This window comes from Telluria sp. RT2P19 (assembly GCF_059685725.1).
Genome location: NZ_JCASIL010000004.1, coordinates 205,107 through 219,941 on the forward strand (window position 1 = coordinate 205,107; position 14,835 = coordinate 219,941).

Consider the following 14,835-nt stretch of genomic DNA (forward strand, 5'->3'; position numbering starts at 1 on the left):
TTATCCCTGGTCGCCGCCACCGACCGGCAGCACGCTGCCGGTGATGTAGGATGCCTCGTTGGAGGCCAGGAACAGGATGGCCGCGACCTGTTCGTCGATCGTGCCATAGCGGTGCATCGGACTCGACGCCAGCGTCTGGTCGACGATGCCCTGGTACCACAGCTGTTCCTGTTCGCTGAGCGGCGTCGGATTGCGCGGGATGGCGCGCGGCGGCGCCTCGGTGCCGCCGGTGGCGACCGCGTTGACCCGGATGCCGTCGTGCGCGTGTTCCAGCGCGAGGCTGGCGGTCAGGGCGTTGACGCCGCCCTTGGCCGCCGAATACGGGATCCGGTAGATGCCGCGGGTGGCGATCGACGACACGTTGACGATACTGCCCTTGCCGCGTTCGATCATCGCCGGCAGCACCGCGCGGCAGCACCACAGGGTCGGAAACAGCGAGCGGCGGATTTCCGCCTCGATCTGGTCTTCGTCATACGCCTCGTAGGGCTTGGCCCAGATGGTGCCGCCCACATTGTTGACCAGGATGTCCACCTTGCCGCAGTCGCGCAGGGCCGCCTCGACCAGGCGGCGCGCGCCGGCATAGGTCTCGAGATCGACCTTCGCCACCGTCACCTGCGCCTGCAGGTCGCGCGCCTCGGCCGCCACCTGCTCGACCAGGTCGCTGCGGTCGGCCAGCACCAGACGGGCGCCTTCGCGCGCCGCGCGCAGCGCCACGCCGCGGCCGATGCCTTGCGCGGCGCCGGTGACCACGATGACCTTTTCGCTGAAACGTTCACGGTTCGTCATCGTATTAAGCTCCGCTGCTGGCCGAGAATTTCTCGAAATAGAAGTTGGCTGGCTTGACACCGACGCCGTCCAGCCAGCCGCGCACCGCGTCCACCATCGGCGGCGGGCCGCACAGGTAGAGGTCGACCTCGCCGTCGTTCATCCAGCTTGGCTCGACGTGGGCGGTCGCATAACCCTTGCGCGGATGCGCGCTCTCGGGCGCCGCCACGCAGCTCACGTAGCTGAACTGCGGGTGCGCCGCGGCGATGCGGTCGAGTTCTTCGATGCCGACCAGGTCGGCGTCGTTGGTCACCGCATACACCAGGCGCACCGGCTGCGCGAAGCCCTGGACCGCCAGTACCGACAGCATCGACAGGAATGGCGCGATGCCGGTGCCGCCGGCCAGGAACAGGGCCGGACGCTGCAGGGGCCGCAGGTAGAAGCTGCCGAACGGACCGAGGAAGGTCATCGGGCTCCCCGCTTGCGCCTGTCCCGTCAGGTAGCCGCTCATCTGCCCGCCCGGCACATTGCGCACGACGAATTCGGCGCGCCGGCTGCCGGGGGCCGAGCTGAAGGAATAGGAACGGGTCAGTTCGGTGCCGGGGATACCCACGTTGACGTACTGGCCCGGCAGGAAGCCCGGCGCGGCGTCGTCGTCCAGGTCGATGCCGAAGCGGATGGTCGACGCCGACAGCTGCTCGACCGCGGCGATCCGGCCGTGGTAGCTGTGGGCGCCCGATTTACAGGCTTCCGACGTTGCCAGGATCTTCACCACGCAGTCCGTACTCGGCTTCATCTGGCAGGTCAGCACGAAGCCGCGCGCCGCATCCTCGGGTTCGAGCGCATCCTCGATATAGCTCGATTCGGGCATGTCGTAGCGGCCCGATTCGCAGTGCGCGCGGCAGGTGCCGCAGGCGCCGTCGCGGCAGTCGAGCGGAATATTGATCCGCTGGCGGTAGGCGGCGTCGGCCAGCTTTTCATCCTCGTTGCACGTGATGAAGCGGGTGATCCCGTCCTCGAACTGCAGGGCGATGTGATGGCTCATCGTCTGTCTCCTTGCGTATTGATGCGCTTAAATGTGGTACACGTCGATGACCTGGTGGATGTAGTCGTTCTTCAGCACGACATACTTGTCCAGGATGCGCGGCTGTTCGCCGCCGAAGTCGATCACGTAGCGCGACATGCCGAAGAAGCTGAAGTCGGTCTTGTAGCGGTGGCTCAGCGTGTGCCAGTTGAAGCGCACCGTGACCCGGCTTCCTTCCTGCCGTTCGAGCTCGATGTTCGCGATGTTGTGACTGGTGCGCGTGTCCGGCATGGTCGCGCTGGAGCGCTCGGTCTTGATCCGGAATACGCGGTCTTCCAGGCCGGCGCGGTTCGGATAGAAGATCAGCGAGATCTCGCGCTGCGGATCGGTGACCAGCGTGTCGTCGTCGTCCCAGGCCGGCATCCAGAACTGCGCCTCGGGGTCGTAGCAGGCGAGCCATGCGTCCCATTCCTCATCGTCGAGCAGGCGCGCTTCGCGGTACAAAAAGGCGGCGATGTCCGCCATGGCGATCGCGCTCATGCCGCTTCTCCCTTGCCGCCCAGGGCTTTCTGCATCACGTCGAGCCAGTAGCGGTGCTGGACCGTATACAACCCTTCGTCCTCGGTGCGCTTGCCGCTCAAGACCGGCGCCAGGCCGATTTCCCTGGCCGCCTCGTCGGGTCCCTGGATCCAGTGGGTGGCGCCGCGGCACATATCGTTCCAGGCCATCGCGCTGCCCGCATAGCCCTGCTGGCAGGCGCGGAATTCTTCCAGGTCGTCGGGCGTGGCCATGCCGCTGACATTGAAGAAATCCTCGTACTGCCGGATGCGGCGCGCGCGCGCCTCGTCCGGTTCGCCCTTGGGGGCGATGCAGTAGATCGTGACCTCGGTCTGGTCGACCGAGATCGGCCGCAACAGGCGGATCTGCGACCCGAACTGGTCCATCAGGTAGACGTTCGGGTACAGGCACAGGTTGCGCGAGCGGCCCACCATCCAGTCGGCGACCGGCTTGCCGAATTTTTCCGTGTAGTCGGCATGGCGCGGGTAGTTGGGGCGATCCTCCGGATTGGCCCACTGGGTCCACAGCAGCAGGTGGCCGTGCTCGAACGAGTAGAAACCGCCGCCCTGGCGGCCCCACTTGCCGGCGTCCATCGCGCGGATCTTGTCCTCGCGCTGGGCTTCCTGTTCCTTGCGGCGGCCGGTAGTGGCCGCATAATTCCAGTGGACGGCCGACACGTGGTAGCCGTCGGCCCCGTTCTCGGCCTGCAGCTTCCAGTTGCCGGCGAAGGTATAGGTGGACGAACCACGCAGCACTTCCAGGCCGTCCGGCGACTGATCGACGATCATGTCGATGATCTTGCCGGCCTCGCCCAGGAATTGCTCGAGCGGCAGCACGTCCGGATTCAGGCTGCCGAACAGGAAGCCACGGTAGTTGGCGAAGCGCGCCACCTTTTTCAGGTCGTGCGAGCCTTCCTTGTTGAAGCACTCCGGATAGCCGGCGTCTTCCGGGTCCTTCACCTTCAGCAGCTTGCCGCTGTTATTGAAGGTCCAGCCGTGGAACGGGCAGGTATAGGTCGCCTTGTTGCCGCGCTTGTGGCGGCACAGCTGCGCGCCACGGTGGCTGCAGGCATTGATGAAGGCATTCAGCTCGCCCTGGCGGTTGCGTGCGATGAACACCGGCTGGCGTCCCATATGGGTCGTGTAGTAGTCGTTGTTGTTCGGGATCTGGCTCTCGTGGGCCAGATAGATCCAGTTGCCCTCGAAGATGTGCTTCATCTCGAGTTCGAACAGCTCCGGGTCGGTGAAGGCGCTGCGGTGCAGGCGATGGTCGCCGCTCGCATGGTCTTCGACCAGCAGCGCGGCCAGGTCGGCGGCGCTCCGGTTCGGCACGGGATGGATAGGAATCATGATGGCCTCCTCAGGCGGCGGCGCGCAGGCGTTCGACGTCGCAGCTCGGCGCCGCGGCGATGTCCTGGTGCAGGTGGAAGTCGAAATCGATCGAGGCATACGGCTTGTCCAGGCCCTTGGCGGCCAGCGCCGCGGCGGCGTCGACACGGACGATCGGCGGCACCAGCCCTTCGCGGCTGGCGAAGGCGAAATCGTCCCACAGGTATTCGTCGCCATCGATATTGATCTGGGTGGTCAGCTTGCGCTGGCCATCGGCGCTGACGAAGAAGTGGATGTGGGCCGGACGCTGGCCGTGGCGGCCCAGCAAATCGAGCAGTTTCTGGGTACTGCCGCCTGGTGGACAGCCATAGCCCTTCGGCATGATGGTGCGGAACTGGTAGCGACCGGCGGCGTCGGTGATGATGGTGCGGCGCAGGTTGAAATGCGACTGGCTGGCGTCGAAGAACGAGTAGTTGCCCAGCAGGTTGGCGTGCCAGACTTCGACTTTCGCGCCCGCCAGCGGCTTGCCCTGCGCGTCGAACACCGTGCCCTGCATGAAGACGACTTCGGCTTCCTCGCTCTCGGTGCCGTCGTCGAGGCGGGCAAAGCCCGTGCTCTCGGGCGCGCCGGCCACGTACAGCGGGCCCTCGATGGTGCGCGGGGTGCCGCCTTCGATGCCGGCGCGCGCTTCGGCCTCGTCGGCGCGGATGTCCATGAAGCGTTCCAGGCCCAGGCCCGGTGTGAGCAGGCCCAGTTCGTTGGCCTTGCCGGCCGCGGTCAGGTATTCCAGGCCGGTCCAGAATTCGCTCGGCTGGATGTCCAGGTCTTCCATCGCCTTGCACAGGTCGCCGACCAGGCGCAGGACGATTTCCTGCACGCGGGGATTGGCCGGGCGGGTGGCCGAGTCGACGATCCAGCTTTTCACGAGTCGGTCGATGTCTTGGTGCGTCATGCTTGTCTCCTTGTGGTTTGGGTGGCGCTCAACGGTCGTCGGCGCGGATCGAGGATGGGTGGCGGCACAGCGGCGTCACGGCGATGTGCATATAGGGGAACAGCGGCAGCGACATCAGCAGCGCGTGCAGCTCGTCGTTGTCGGCCACGTCGAAGATGCTGACGTTGGCGTACTGGCCGGCCACGCGCCACAGGTGGCGCCACTTGCCCTGCTCTTGCAGGCGGCTGGCCAGGGCCTTCTCGTCGGCCTTCAGTTGGTCCGCTTCGGCGGACGGCATCGTGGTGGGAAGCTTCACTTCCATGGTGACGTGGAACAGCATGGGAATCTCCTCGGTTACTTGCGGCGCAGGTGGTGCAGTTTTTCGGTATCGATCCGCACGCCCAGGCCGGGCCCGGTCGGCACCTGCAACGTGAAGTCCTGGTAGCGCAGCGGCTCCTGCAGCAGCTCCTCGGTCAGCAGCAAGGGGCCGAACAATTCGGTGTCCCAGGACAGGTCGGTCCAGGTCGAGCACAGGTGGGCGGTGGCGGCGGTGCCGACGCCGCCTTCGAGCATGGTGCCGCCATACAGGCCGATGCCGGCCAGCTGGGCTACGCTGGCGACCTGCTGGGCGGGGAACAGGCCGCCGCTCTGGGCGATCTTGACCGCATACACGTCGGCGCCGTCGGTGCGGGCGATGTCGAAGGCGTCCACCGGCCCATGCAGGGCCTCGTCGGCCATCACCGCCACGTCGAAGCGGGCCGCCAGGCGGCGCAGCGCGGCGCGGTTGTCGGCGCGCACCGGCTGTTCGACCAGGTCGATCCCGCCGGCCTCGAGCGCGGCGATGCCGCGCACCGCCTCCAGTTCGGACCAGGCCTGGTTGACGTCGACCCGCACGCTGGCGCGCTCGCCCAGCGCGCGCTTGATCGCCAGCACGTGCTCCACGTCTTCCTTGATCGTACGCGCGCCGATCTTGAGCTTGAAGATGCGGTGGCGCCGGATGTCGAGCATGTGCTCGGCCTCGGCGATGTCCTTGGCGGTGTCGCCGCTGGCCAGGGTCCAGGCCACCGGCAGCGCGTCGCGCACCCGGCCGCCGAGCAGCTCGCTCAGCGCAACGCCCAGGCGTTGGCCCTGCGCGTCCAGCAGCGCGGTCTCGATCGCGCACTTGGCGAAGCGGTTGCCCTGGATGGTCTTGCGCAGCAGCGCCATGGCGCGCGCCGGGCTGCTGGCGTCCATGCCCTCGAGCAGCGGCGCGATGTGGCGGTCGATGTTCACCTTGATGCTGTCCGGGCTTTCCTCGCCGTAGTTGAGGCCACCGATGGTGGTGGCCTCGCCCCAGCCCTCGATGCCGTCGTCGCAGCGAATGCGGACCAGCACCAGTGTCTGGGTATGCATGGTCGCCACCGAGAGCTTGTGGGGGCGGATGGTGGGAACGTCGACCAGGCTTGTTTCGATGTCGCGGATCATGCTCAATCCATATATTGGGTATGTGCGAATACGATATCCTTATAAAACATGGTGGTCCAACACCGTTTTAGTATTGTTTTCATACCCTGGAGGTATCATGGAATTGCGTCATCTGCGCTACTTCGTCGCCGTGGCCGACGAACGGAATTTCACCCGCGCCGCCGAGCGCCTGAACATCGCGCAGCCGCCCTTGAGCCGGCAGATCCAGCAGCTGGAAGAAGAACTCGGCGTGGTGCTGATCGAAAAGGGGTCGCGTCCGGTGCGCCTGACCGAGGCGGGCAGGTTCTTCCATGCGCATGCGCAGGAATTGCTGGAGCAGACGGCGAACCTGAAGGCCATGACGCAGCGCGTCGGCAAGATCGACCGCAAGTTCGCGATCGGTTTCGTCGCCTCGACACTTTATGGCCTGTTGCCGGAAATCGTGCGCCGGTTCCGCGCCCGCTACCAGACGCTGGACATCAGCTTCCATGAGCTGGCCACGATCGAGCAGATCCAGGCGCTGAAAGATGGGCGGATCGATGTCGGTTTCGGCCGCCTCAGGACCGAGGACCACGCCATCCGGCGCATCCTGTTGCGCGAGGAACCGCTGATCGTGGCGCTACCCGTCGGCCATCGCTTGTCGCATGGCGACGGGCCGGTCAAGTTGTCGGACGTCAGCCAGGAAGCCCTGCTCGTGTATCCGAAGCAGCCGCGCCCGAGCTATGCCGACCAGGTGCTGGCGATCTTCCGCGAGCGCATGCTGCTGCCGCAAACAGTCATCGAGGTGAGGGAGTTGCAGATCGCGATCGGCCTGGTGGGCGCCGGCCAGGGCGTGGCGATCGTGCCCAAGAGCCTGCAGGGCATGATCAGGACCGACGTGGTGTACAAGTCGCTCGACGAGCCGGGCGCCGTGTCGCCGATCATGTTCAGCGTGCGCCAGATGGACCGCTCGCCGGAGCTGACGAATATGCTGGAGGTGATCTACGAGATCTATGACGAGATGGGGATTGCCCATACCAGGCACCTGCTGTGATGCCTGGCAGTGCGTGAGCAATCGCCTCAGCCGCGAATCCGCGCCACCAGCTTGGTCGTCGACCGGTCATGCTCGAAGTCGATCGCCACCGCCCGGCCGCCATAGGCCAGCACGGCCTGGCCTTCGGGGATCTGGCTCATCACGTAATCGCCGCCCTTGGCGTAGATGTCGGGCCGCCCCTCCTGCACCACTTCCAGCGCCGTATCCTCGTCGAACTCGACCACCAGGTTCACCGATTCCAGCGCCGCCAGCACCGCCATCCGGTCGGCCAGCGTATTGTGGGGGCGGTCGTCGCCCTTGCCCAGGCGCTTGACCGAGGCGTCGGTATTGGCCGCCACCACGAGCGACGCCCCCAGTTCGCGCGCCTGCGCCAGGTAAGTCACGTGGCCGCGGTGCAGGATGTCGAACACGCCATTGGTCAGCACGACCGGTTTCGGCAATGCTTTGATGCGCGCAGCCAGGTCGGCGCGCGTGCAGATCTTGTTTTCGAATGCAGGCATAAGTAGTTAAAGCAGAGTCAGTGTTTCGGAGGTTCTTCGTCGGGTTCTTCCTCGATCGCCATCGACAGCTCGGCCGGCCGCGCGGCAACCGCGTCCGGCGCGCGGCGCTCGCCCGACAGCTTGATCTGCAGGCGCAGGCCGTTGGCCGAGTCGGCATTGCGGATCGCCTCGTCGTAGCTGATCAGGCCCTTGTTGTACAGCTCGAACAAGGCCTGGTCGAAGGTGCACATGCCGAGCTCGCGCGACTTGTGCATGATCTCCTTGATGTTCTGGAAGTTCCCCTTGAGGATCATCTCGCCGATGGTCGGCGTGTTCAGCAGGATCTCGATGGCCGCCTTGCGGCCCTTGCCATCCTCGGTACGCACCAGGCGCTGCGAGACGATGGCGCGCAGGTTCGACGACAAATCCATCAGCAACTGGTTGCGCCGCTCTTCCGGGAAGAAGTTGATGATCCGGTCCATCGTCTGGTTGGCGTTGTTCGCGTGCAGCGTGCCCAGGCACAGGTGGCCGGTCTCGGCGAAGGCGATCGCGTGCTCCATGGTCTCGGTATCGCGGATCTCGCCGATCAGGATCACATCCGGCGCCTGGCGCAGCGTGTTCTTCAGTGCGTGGTGCCAGGACAGCGTATCGACCCCGACTTCGCGATGCGTCACCAGGCAGTTCTTGTTCTTGTGGACGTACTCGACCGGGTCTTCCACGGTGATGATGTGGCCGGCCGAATTGCTGTTGCGGTAGTCGATCATCGCCGCCAGCGTGGTCGACTTGCCGGACCCGGTGCCGCCCACGACCAGCACCAGGCCGCGCTTGGTCATCACGACGTCCTTCAGCACCTCGGGCAGGTCGAGCTTCTCGAAATTGGGGATCTCGGAGGCGATCGTGCGCACCACCATGCCGACGCTCTGCTGCTGCACATAGACATTGACGCGGAAACGGCAGACGCCCGGCAGCGAGATCGCGAAATTGCACTCCATCTCGGTCTCGAACTCGGCGCGCTGGCGCTCGTTCATGATCGACAGGGCCAGTGCGCGCGTGACTTCGCCCGACAGGCGTTGCTGGCTGAGCGCCTTCATCGCCCCCTGGTGCTTAATGCTTGGAGGAAAGTCAGCCGAGATGAAGAGGTCGGAACCGCCCTGATGGTGCATCACCGTCAGCAGCTTGTGAATATAGGCCTGGGCTTCCGCCGGGCCGAACGTCGAGGACATGCAGGCCTTTCAAAAATTGCAGGCTTGTAGCCTGCAAGGCAATTATATCGACTATGATTCTCGCTAAACTATTATTTCATGGCCAAAAACGGGTCTGCCGCCCCGGTTCGCCGTCCTGACGGCGACCGCTGCGTGAGGATCCGAGACAAATCACATGACACTGACCGAGCTGAAATACATTGTCGCCGTTGCGCGCGCCAAACACTTCGGCCATGCCGCCGAGGCTTGCTTCGTGGCCCAGCCCACCCTGTCCGTTGCCATCAAGAAGCTCGAGGACGAACTGGGCGTGACCCTGTTCGAGCGTGGCGGCTCCGAAGTTTCCGTCACGCCGCTGGGCGCCCAGATCGTGGCCCAGGCCGAACGGGTGCTGGAGCAGACCGCCGCCATCAAGGAGCTGGCCAAGCAGAACAAGGACCCGCTGGCCGGCCCGCTGCGCCTGGGCGTGATCTACACCATCGGGCCCTACCTGCTGCCGCCGCTGGTGAAGAACCTGATCGACACCGTGCCGCAGATGCCGCTGGTGCTGCAGGAGAACTACACGCACAAGCTGCTGGAGCTGCTGCGCCAGGGTGAACTGGACGCGGCCATCATGGCGCTGCCGCTGCCCGACCACGGCATGTCGGTGCAGCCGCTGTACGACGAACCGTTCATTGTCGCCATGCCGCGCCACCATCCGTGGGCCGGCCGCAAGGAAATCTCGGCCGAGGACCTGAAAAGCGAAACCATGCTGCTGCTCGGCGCCGGCCACTGTTTCCGCGACCAGGTGCTCGAAGTGTGTCCGGAAATGGCGCGCTTCTCGGCGCCGGCGGCGGGCAACGGCATGCAGCGCACCTTCGAAGGGTCGTCGCTCGAGACGATCCGCCACATGGTCGCCAGCGGCATCGGCCTGACCGTGCTGCCACGCGCCTCGGTGGCCGACCTGCACGATCCGAACGGCCTGCTGACCTATGTGCCCTTCCTGCCGCCGGCGCCTTCGCGTCGCGTGGTAATCGCCTGGCGCAAGAGCTTCACCCGCCGCGCCGCGATCGATGCGGTGGTGCGGGCGGTGGGCGAATGCCGGCTGCCGGGCGTGGAGATGGTCATGCTCGAGGCGGCGGCATAGCTTTATCCAGCGTCACCAGTCCCGCATCGGTCTCGGCGTCGGCGTCGGCGTCGGCGTCGGTCTCGGCCTGCCCAGCCGGGCCGGCCAGCTGTTCCCTCGCCGCGGCCAGCTGCTCGGGCGAGAACAGGATTTTTCGGGTCGGGAACGCGAGGCTGACGCCGGCCGCTTCGAGCCGCTCGTAGATGCTCAGCAGCAGGCTTTCGCGAATGATGACCTGGGTGTCGAATTCGCTCACGTTGATGTATGACCAGACGTCGATGCTGAAGCCCCGCTCGCTGATGCCGCCCAACCTGGCGCGGTGACCTTCGGCCATGTTCTTTTCTTCGGTCAGCGCCTGCTGGACGATCGAGATCGCCTCCTTGAGCTTGGCCGAGGAGGTGCCCGGCTCCACCACGATGGACGGATTGAACAGGAAGCGGTCGCGCGCCGCGAAATTCTCGATCTGGCGCGCCGACAGGTCGCCGTTGGGGATGGTGACGATGGTGCGCTCGCCGGTGCGGATGCGGGTCGAGCGGATGCCGACGTCTTCCACCGTGCCGACCACGTCGCCGACCTTGATGAAGTCGCCCACCTGCAGCGGCTTGTCGGCGATCACGGTCACGCTGCCGACCAGGTTTTCCACGGTCTTCTGGGCGCCCAGCGCCAGCGCGATACCGCCGATACCGAGGGCCGCGATCCCGGTCGTGACGTCGATGCCGAAGGTGCCGAGGATCGCGATGCCCGAGAACACCAGCAGCAGGACCTTGGCGGCGCGCCGCGCCAGCGTGATGACGGCGACGACCTGGCGCCGCTGGCTGCGTTGCATGCGTGCGGTGGCCAGTTCGGACAACGCGTCGACCAGCCGCAGGCCGAACCACACCAGGGCGATGACCGAGACGATGCCGGTATAGCGCAGCAGGGTCTGGCGCGCCACGATCGACACCGGCAGTTCTTCGGCCCAGTTGTAGAACAGGCCCACCGCGATCAGGAGGCTGGCCGGCGGCAGCGCCGCCTCCATGAAGCGCACGAAGCCGTTGGCCGCCGCATCCGGCACCAGCCTGCGCATGGCGGCGACGATCAGCGCCGCCACCGTCCACAGGCCGCCGAAGATCAGGACGCCCAGCCCGATCAGCATCGCCCAGTCCTTCAGCGGCGCGCCGGCGATGACGTATTCATCCTGCTGCGGCTGGTGCGCCACGGGCGCGCGCCGCGCCGCCTGCGCGACCACGTCGACGGTCTCGCGCGAGATGCGCCAGACTTCGTGGTCGCCTTCCTTGCCGCGCGTGAGCAGGATGGGCACCTTCTTGTTGTCGATGGTGACTTCGCCGACGTGTTCCTGCTCGGGCGGCAAGTCGTCGTCGAACTTGCCCCCCGCGTCGTTCGACAGCTCGACGAACGAGGCCAGCTTGCCGCCCTCGTCCAGCAGTGCGTGGAAATTGCGGGCCTGGTTGACGGCGTTGGTGCGCTGGCGGTTGGTCCCGGCCGGCGTATCGAAGTACTGGGCGGCGCGATCGTAGTCGGGTTCGGCCAGGGCCGCGATCAGGGCCGAGACCATCGAGCGCGGTGTCTCGCGCTTGAGCGGATCGGGTGGCGGGGCCTCGGCGGCGGGCGCCTCCTCGGCCTGGCCGGCGGCGAAGGCCGAAGGCGACAGTGGCGCAAGCAGGGCGGCCACGAACAGGAACACGAACAAGAAACTGAAACGGCTTGGGCAACTGAGGCGCATAAGCAAGTCGACTCCTCTGACTGGGCATCTGGCTGATGCGGTACAAAAACACAAAGCTGAAAATGAAAACGGACATTTGATGTCCGCTCAGCAAAGTCTAGCATCTGGCCAGGCCCGCTTCCACACTATTGCCTTGTTTACACCTTCAGCCCCGTCCAGTGGGCGGCGAACGCCCACTTGCCCGCCATCTCGTCGATCGCCATGGTCGTCGGCTTGCAGGCGCCGTGGCCGGCCTGGGTGTCGATGCGCCGCAGGTGCGGGCGCGGCCCGATATCACGGCTCTGCAACGCCGCGGTGTACTTGAAGCTGTGGGCCGGCACGACGCGGTCGTCGGTGTCGGCCGTCGTCACCTGGATGGCCGGATAAGCCTTGCAGCGGCCACGTTGTGGCAGGGCGGATAGGCGAGCAGCCGGCCGAAGCGCGCCTCGTCGGCCGCATCGCCAAATTCCCCCAGCCACATGGAGCCACCCGTGAAGCGGTTAAACCACAGCATGTCCATCACGCCGACGCCGGGCAAGGCCGCCGCGAACAGGTCGGGCCTCTGGCTGACGACGACCCTACCAGCAGGCCGCCATTGGATTCGCCGTGCACGGCCAGGCCGTCCCGCGTCACGATGCGCTCGGCATGCAGGTATGCTGCGGCGGCGATGAAATCGTCGTAGCGGGTCTGCTCGTTGTCGAGACGCCCGCTTCGTACCGGCCTTGCCGTCCTCGCCGCCGCCGCGGATATTGGCGATGCCCCCGCCCTGCTTGATCCAGGCCAGCAGGTTCGGTTCGTAGAACGACAGCATGCCGATGCCGAGACCGCCGTCGCCATGCGACAGGGTCGGCGCGGGGCCGCCCACGTTGCTGCGCCGGATCAGAATATCGGCACCCTGGACCCGTCGCGCGACGCATGGACGCGCTGCTCGAGCGCAATGCGTTCGAGGTCGGCATCCACGTTCGGCGCCGCCCACACGGCCGCCGTGTCGCGGCCACGTCGTGGCGATGGATGGTGGTCGGCGCACTGAAGCCCGTGAATACGAAGGCCCTCAGTCTCGCTTGCGGCGACGCGCCAGCAGCAGGCCGGCCAGCAGCGGCAGCACCATGGCCACGGTCGACGGCTCGGGCACCTGCGCCACGATCGAGAAGCTGTCGCCCGCCGACAGGCCGCTGGTGTCGAGCAGCCAGTCGCTGCGGCCGTCCACCATGGTCGGATTGCCGAACAGGATGTCGGTCGTTTCGCCGTTGGCGAACTTGATGACGGCGTGATGGCTCGAATAGCTGGCCTGGGCGCCCGAGAACGCGTTCACGCTGCCGGCCGTGGCGTAGCTGATGCCCTGCAAGCCAAGGCTGAGCTCATGCATCGACAGGCCCACCAGGTTGCGGACGATGGCGTTGAAGCGCAAGGGGCCCGCCAGGTCGGCTTCTTCCAGCACGAAGTTCAGCGTGGTGGTGCTGAAGTCGCGCAGGTCCAGGTCGAACGAGACGAGGCCGTCGACGCTGTAATCGTCCACGACGTTGGCGCCGCTGCTGCCGGTCAGGACGACGGCGCTGGCAGAGGTCGAGAAGGCCAGCGCGCTCACGGCGAAAGCGGCGGCGGCGATGAATTTGTTCATGCTCATGGTCGGATTCCTTATAGAGAAAAGAGGCGGTTACAGCGGGCCCTTGGCCCACGGACCCGTGATCGCAAACGTCACGCCCGGGGTCTGGATGTTCACGAACAGGTGGCGGCCGGTCGGGTCGAAGCAGGCGCCGGCGAATTCGTTGCCGCGCCGGTCACCGGCGAGCGAGGCCAGCTTGCCCGCGCCCTGCAGTTGCGCGGCCGTGAGGTTGATGTTGTTCTTGGCAAAGATGTAGGCGTCGCCGGCGCCGGTCAGGCCCATCAGGCGCTGGCCGAAACCGAAGTGGTCGGTAATGGCGCTCGACGCATCCTCGCAGATCAGGATCGCATTGCGCGGGCTGACGGTCAGGTTGTCGCCCATGTTGCCAACCAGCTGGCTCGGGCTCGAGTAGATGCATGTCAAGGTCTGGCGCGCCAGGTCGAGTTCCCAGATGGCGCCGCGGCTGACCGGGCCGCCCGAGGTATCCATCACGTACATCTTGCCCTGCGCGTACCAGATGCCTTCGCCGCGGTTCATGCGCAGCGCACCCTTCATCCAGCCTTGCACGAACGGCCCGGCGGCGCTGGTGATCGTCTGGCCGTTCAGGCCGACGCCGCTGCCGCGGTTGGCGTCCGGACTGGCGATCGACACCCATTCCAGTTCATACACATCATCGACCGAGGCCACGGCCAGGTTGACGTTGTTCTGGCCCTTGACCTTGGCCATCTCGAGCACGCCGCCCATGGCCAGCGAACCGGGAGCGCCGGTCTTGACGTCGGGGATATAACGGTAGAAGCCCGACTTGCCCGATGAATCCTCGGTCAGGTAGACATTGCTATTGCCCGGATCGACGGCGGCGGCTTCGTGCGCGAAGCGGCCCATGTTGACGATCGGCTGGCCCGTGACCTGCAGCGGATCGGCCGTCACTTCGAACACGTAGCCGTGCTTCTTGTTGCCGGCGCTGATCGAATCCGACCCGATCTCTTCGCAGGTCAACCAGGTGCCCCACGGCGTGATGCCGCCGGCGCAATTCTGCTGGGTGCCGCCCAGGCTCGGGGTCATGCTGATCCAGTTACCGTCGCGGAACACCAGGTTGGTGGTGCCGCCGCAGGAACGGTTGCCCGAGCTGGCGCTCACATTGCCAGTGTCGTAGAGGCCATAGGCGTTGATAAAATTGTCAGGGGTACTGCCGCTGATTTCATGATTGCGCACCAACACCTGTTCGGTGCTGCGGCCGACCTTGCGTGTAACGATCACGCCCATGCCGTCGTGGCCGCCCGGGCAGGGACGGCCGTCGGTCATCGTGTCGCCGCGCCAGCCATAGCTCTTGTAGCTGAAGCCCGGCGGCAGTTGCAGCAGCGGCAGGCCGGTTGTCAGGTCGTTGACCGGCGCGATCGGGCCATAGGGGCTGTCGACCAGGGCGGTGCTGCCGCTGGCGGCCAGCGCTTCACGGGCGTGCAGTGCGGCGAAGGCGCCGACGAAAGGCAGCGCGGAAGCGCCGGCGATGCCCTTGAGCAAGTTGCGCCGTGATGGCGACAGTTCATGTTCGTTCATGCTGGGTTTCTCCAAAGAGTAGGATCGAGCCGTTGGTCCGGCGTCTGGTGTCGTTGGCGGCGCCCATGCATCAGGCCCGTCCTGTCCTTACCACCCCGGTGTGGACCGATG

The 14,835-nt window shown here is 65.9% G+C and carries 17 protein-coding genes; 2 read left to right on the forward strand and 15 right to left on the reverse strand.

What is annotated here, in order from left to right; translation table 11 throughout:
- From AC56KW_RS07185 to AC56KW_RS07215, 7 genes are read right to left on the reverse strand one after another with little or no spacing between them, the layout of a single operon-like run.
- A complete protein-coding gene (locus AC56KW_RS07185; RefSeq protein WP_497170050.1) occupies positions 1 to 786 on the reverse strand; it encodes a 1,6-dihydroxycyclohexa-2,4-diene-1-carboxylate dehydrogenase in 786 nt (261 codons plus the stop codon).
- Positions 787 to 790: 4 nt separating this feature from the next.
- A complete protein-coding gene (gene benC / locus AC56KW_RS07190; protein ID WP_497170051.1) occupies positions 791 to 1,810 on the reverse strand; it encodes a benzoate 1,2-dioxygenase electron transfer component BenC in 1,020 nt (339 codons plus the stop codon).
- A 27-nt stretch (positions 1,811 to 1,837) separates the two neighbouring features.
- Entirely contained in the window at positions 1,838 to 2,329 is a 492-nt protein-coding gene (benB, locus tag AC56KW_RS07195) for a benzoate 1,2-dioxygenase small subunit (protein ID WP_497170052.1), read from the reverse strand.
- On the reverse strand, positions 2,326 to 3,696 hold the full coding sequence (benA, locus tag AC56KW_RS07200; RefSeq protein ID WP_497170053.1) for a benzoate 1,2-dioxygenase large subunit: 1,371 nt from the start codon (positions 3,694 to 3,696) through the stop codon (positions 2,326 to 2,328). Before benA ends, benB begins: the two co-directional genes overlap by 4 nt.
- A 10-nt stretch (positions 3,697 to 3,706) precedes the next feature.
- Positions 3,707 to 4,627 (reverse strand): catechol 1,2-dioxygenase, encoded by a 921-nt coding sequence (gene catA / locus AC56KW_RS07205; protein ID WP_497170054.1) that lies wholly within the window; start codon positions 4,625 to 4,627, stop codon positions 3,707 to 3,709.
- A 28-nt stretch (positions 4,628 to 4,655) separates the two neighbouring features.
- On the reverse strand, positions 4,656 to 4,946 hold the full coding sequence (gene catC / locus AC56KW_RS07210) for a muconolactone Delta-isomerase (RefSeq protein ID WP_497170055.1): 291 nt from the start codon (positions 4,944 to 4,946) through the stop codon (positions 4,656 to 4,658).
- 14 nt (positions 4,947 to 4,960) lie between these two features.
- Positions 4,961 to 6,070, reverse strand: coding sequence for a muconate/chloromuconate family cycloisomerase (locus AC56KW_RS07215; protein ID WP_497170056.1), 1,110 nt, complete (start codon positions 6,068 to 6,070; stop codon positions 4,961 to 4,963).
- A 97-nt stretch (positions 6,071 to 6,167) separates the two neighbouring features.
- Here AC56KW_RS07215 and AC56KW_RS07220 point away from each other — a divergent pair, with 97 nt between their 5' ends.
- The gene (locus tag AC56KW_RS07220; protein WP_497170057.1) at positions 6,168 to 7,082 is read left to right on the forward strand and encodes a LysR family transcriptional regulator; all 915 of its coding nucleotides are present in this window, start codon (positions 6,168 to 6,170) and stop codon (positions 7,080 to 7,082) included.
- 26 nt (positions 7,083 to 7,108) lie between these two features.
- Here the strand turns inward: AC56KW_RS07220 and rfaE2 are convergent, their stop codons facing one another.
- Together rfaE2 and AC56KW_RS07230 are read right to left on the reverse strand one after the other, a co-directional pair.
- Positions 7,109 to 7,582 carry a D-glycero-beta-D-manno-heptose 1-phosphate adenylyltransferase gene (gene rfaE2, locus AC56KW_RS07225; protein ID WP_497170058.1) on the reverse strand — a complete coding sequence of 158 codons (474 nt, stop codon included), beginning with the start codon at positions 7,580 to 7,582 and terminating at the stop codon, positions 7,109 to 7,111.
- Between the two features lie 17 nt (positions 7,583 to 7,599).
- Complete coding sequence (locus AC56KW_RS07230; RefSeq protein ID WP_497170059.1) at positions 7,600 to 8,784, reverse strand: PilT/PilU family type 4a pilus ATPase; 1,185 nt, start codon at positions 8,782 to 8,784, stop codon at positions 7,600 to 7,602.
- 154 nt (positions 8,785 to 8,938) lie between these two features.
- Here AC56KW_RS07230 and AC56KW_RS07235 point away from each other — a divergent pair, with 154 nt between their 5' ends.
- Entirely contained in the window at positions 8,939 to 9,886 is a 948-nt protein-coding gene (locus tag AC56KW_RS07235; protein WP_497170060.1) for a hydrogen peroxide-inducible genes activator, read from the forward strand.
- On the opposite strand, the gene AC56KW_RS07240 is transcribed toward AC56KW_RS07235, so the two are convergent.
- From AC56KW_RS07240 to AC56KW_RS07265, 6 genes are all read right to left on the reverse strand, one after another.
- Positions 9,864 to 11,588, reverse strand: a complete 1,725-nt coding sequence (locus tag AC56KW_RS07240) for a mechanosensitive ion channel family protein (RefSeq protein WP_497170061.1) — start codon at positions 11,586 to 11,588, stop codon at positions 9,864 to 9,866. The genes AC56KW_RS07235 and AC56KW_RS07240 overlap by 23 nt on opposite strands.
- A 137-nt stretch (positions 11,589 to 11,725) precedes the next feature.
- On the reverse strand, positions 11,726 to 11,938 hold the full coding sequence (locus AC56KW_RS07245) for a prolyl oligopeptidase family serine peptidase (protein WP_497170062.1): 213 nt from the start codon (positions 11,936 to 11,938) through the stop codon (positions 11,726 to 11,728).
- Positions 11,935 to 12,090: a hypothetical protein gene (locus AC56KW_RS07250; RefSeq protein ID WP_497170063.1), complete on the reverse strand. Its 156-nt coding sequence runs from the start codon at positions 12,088 to 12,090 to the stop codon at positions 11,935 to 11,937. The genes AC56KW_RS07245 and AC56KW_RS07250 overlap by 4 nt, the downstream gene beginning before the upstream one ends.
- A complete protein-coding gene (locus tag AC56KW_RS07255; RefSeq protein WP_497170064.1) occupies positions 12,087 to 12,404 on the reverse strand; it encodes a prolyl oligopeptidase family serine peptidase in 318 nt (105 codons plus the stop codon). The genes AC56KW_RS07250 and AC56KW_RS07255 overlap by 4 nt, the downstream gene beginning before the upstream one ends.
- A 214-nt stretch (positions 12,405 to 12,618) precedes the next feature.
- Positions 12,619 to 13,191 (reverse strand): PEP-CTERM sorting domain-containing protein, encoded by a 573-nt coding sequence (locus AC56KW_RS07260; RefSeq protein ID WP_497170065.1) that lies wholly within the window; start codon positions 13,189 to 13,191, stop codon positions 12,619 to 12,621.
- 30 nt (positions 13,192 to 13,221) lie between these two features.
- On the reverse strand, positions 13,222 to 14,724 hold the full coding sequence (locus AC56KW_RS07265) for a PhoX family protein (protein WP_497170066.1): 1,503 nt from the start codon (positions 14,722 to 14,724) through the stop codon (positions 13,222 to 13,224).
- Positions 14,725 to 14,835 lie beyond the last annotated feature (111 nt).

Excerpts from the sequence above, each read along its gene's own strand:
- catA (WP_497170054.1), bottom strand. The coding sequence starts at position 4,627 with ATGACGCACCAAGACATCGACCGACTCGTGAAAAGCTGGATCGTCGAC.
- AC56KW_RS07215 (WP_497170056.1), bottom strand. The coding sequence starts at position 6,070 with ATGATCCGCGACATCGAAACAAGCCTGGTCGACGTTCCCACCATCCGC.
- AC56KW_RS07260 (WP_497170065.1), bottom strand. The coding sequence starts at position 13,191 with ATGAGCATGAACAAATTCATCGCCGCCGCCGCTTTCGCCGTGAGCGCG.
- AC56KW_RS07240 (WP_497170061.1), bottom strand. The coding sequence starts at position 11,588 with ATGCGCCTCAGTTGCCCAAGCCGTTTCAGTTTCTTGTTCGTGTTCCTG.
- rfaE2 (WP_497170058.1), bottom strand. The coding sequence starts at position 7,582 with ATGCCTGCATTCGAAAACAAGATCTGCACGCGCGCCGACCTGGCTGCG.
- AC56KW_RS07255 (WP_497170064.1), bottom strand. The coding sequence starts at position 12,404 with ATGGCGACGGCGGTCTCGGCATCGGCATGCTGTCGTTCTACGAACCGA.
- AC56KW_RS07220 (WP_497170057.1), top strand. The coding sequence starts at position 6,168 with ATGGAATTGCGTCATCTGCGCTACTTCGTCGCCGTGGCCGACGAACGG.
- catC (WP_497170055.1), bottom strand. The coding sequence starts at position 4,946 with ATGCTGTTCCACGTCACCATGGAAGTGAAGCTTCCCACCACGATGCCG.
- AC56KW_RS07265 (WP_497170066.1), bottom strand. The coding sequence starts at position 14,724 with ATGAACGAACATGAACTGTCGCCATCACGGCGCAACTTGCTCAAGGGC.
- benC (WP_497170051.1), bottom strand. The coding sequence starts at position 1,810 with ATGAGCCATCACATCGCCCTGCAGTTCGAGGACGGGATCACCCGCTTC.
- AC56KW_RS07235 (WP_497170060.1), top strand. The coding sequence starts at position 8,939 with ATGACACTGACCGAGCTGAAATACATTGTCGCCGTTGCGCGCGCCAAA.
- AC56KW_RS07185 (WP_497170050.1), bottom strand. The coding sequence starts at position 786 with ATGACGAACCGTGAACGTTTCAGCGAAAAGGTCATCGTGGTCACCGGC.
- AC56KW_RS07230 (WP_497170059.1), bottom strand. The coding sequence starts at position 8,784 with ATGTCCTCGACGTTCGGCCCGGCGGAAGCCCAGGCCTATATTCACAAG.
- benA (WP_497170053.1), bottom strand. The coding sequence starts at position 3,696 with ATGATTCCTATCCATCCCGTGCCGAACCGGAGCGCCGCCGACCTGGCC.
- benB (WP_497170052.1), bottom strand. The coding sequence starts at position 2,329 with ATGAGCGCGATCGCCATGGCGGACATCGCCGCCTTTTTGTACCGCGAA.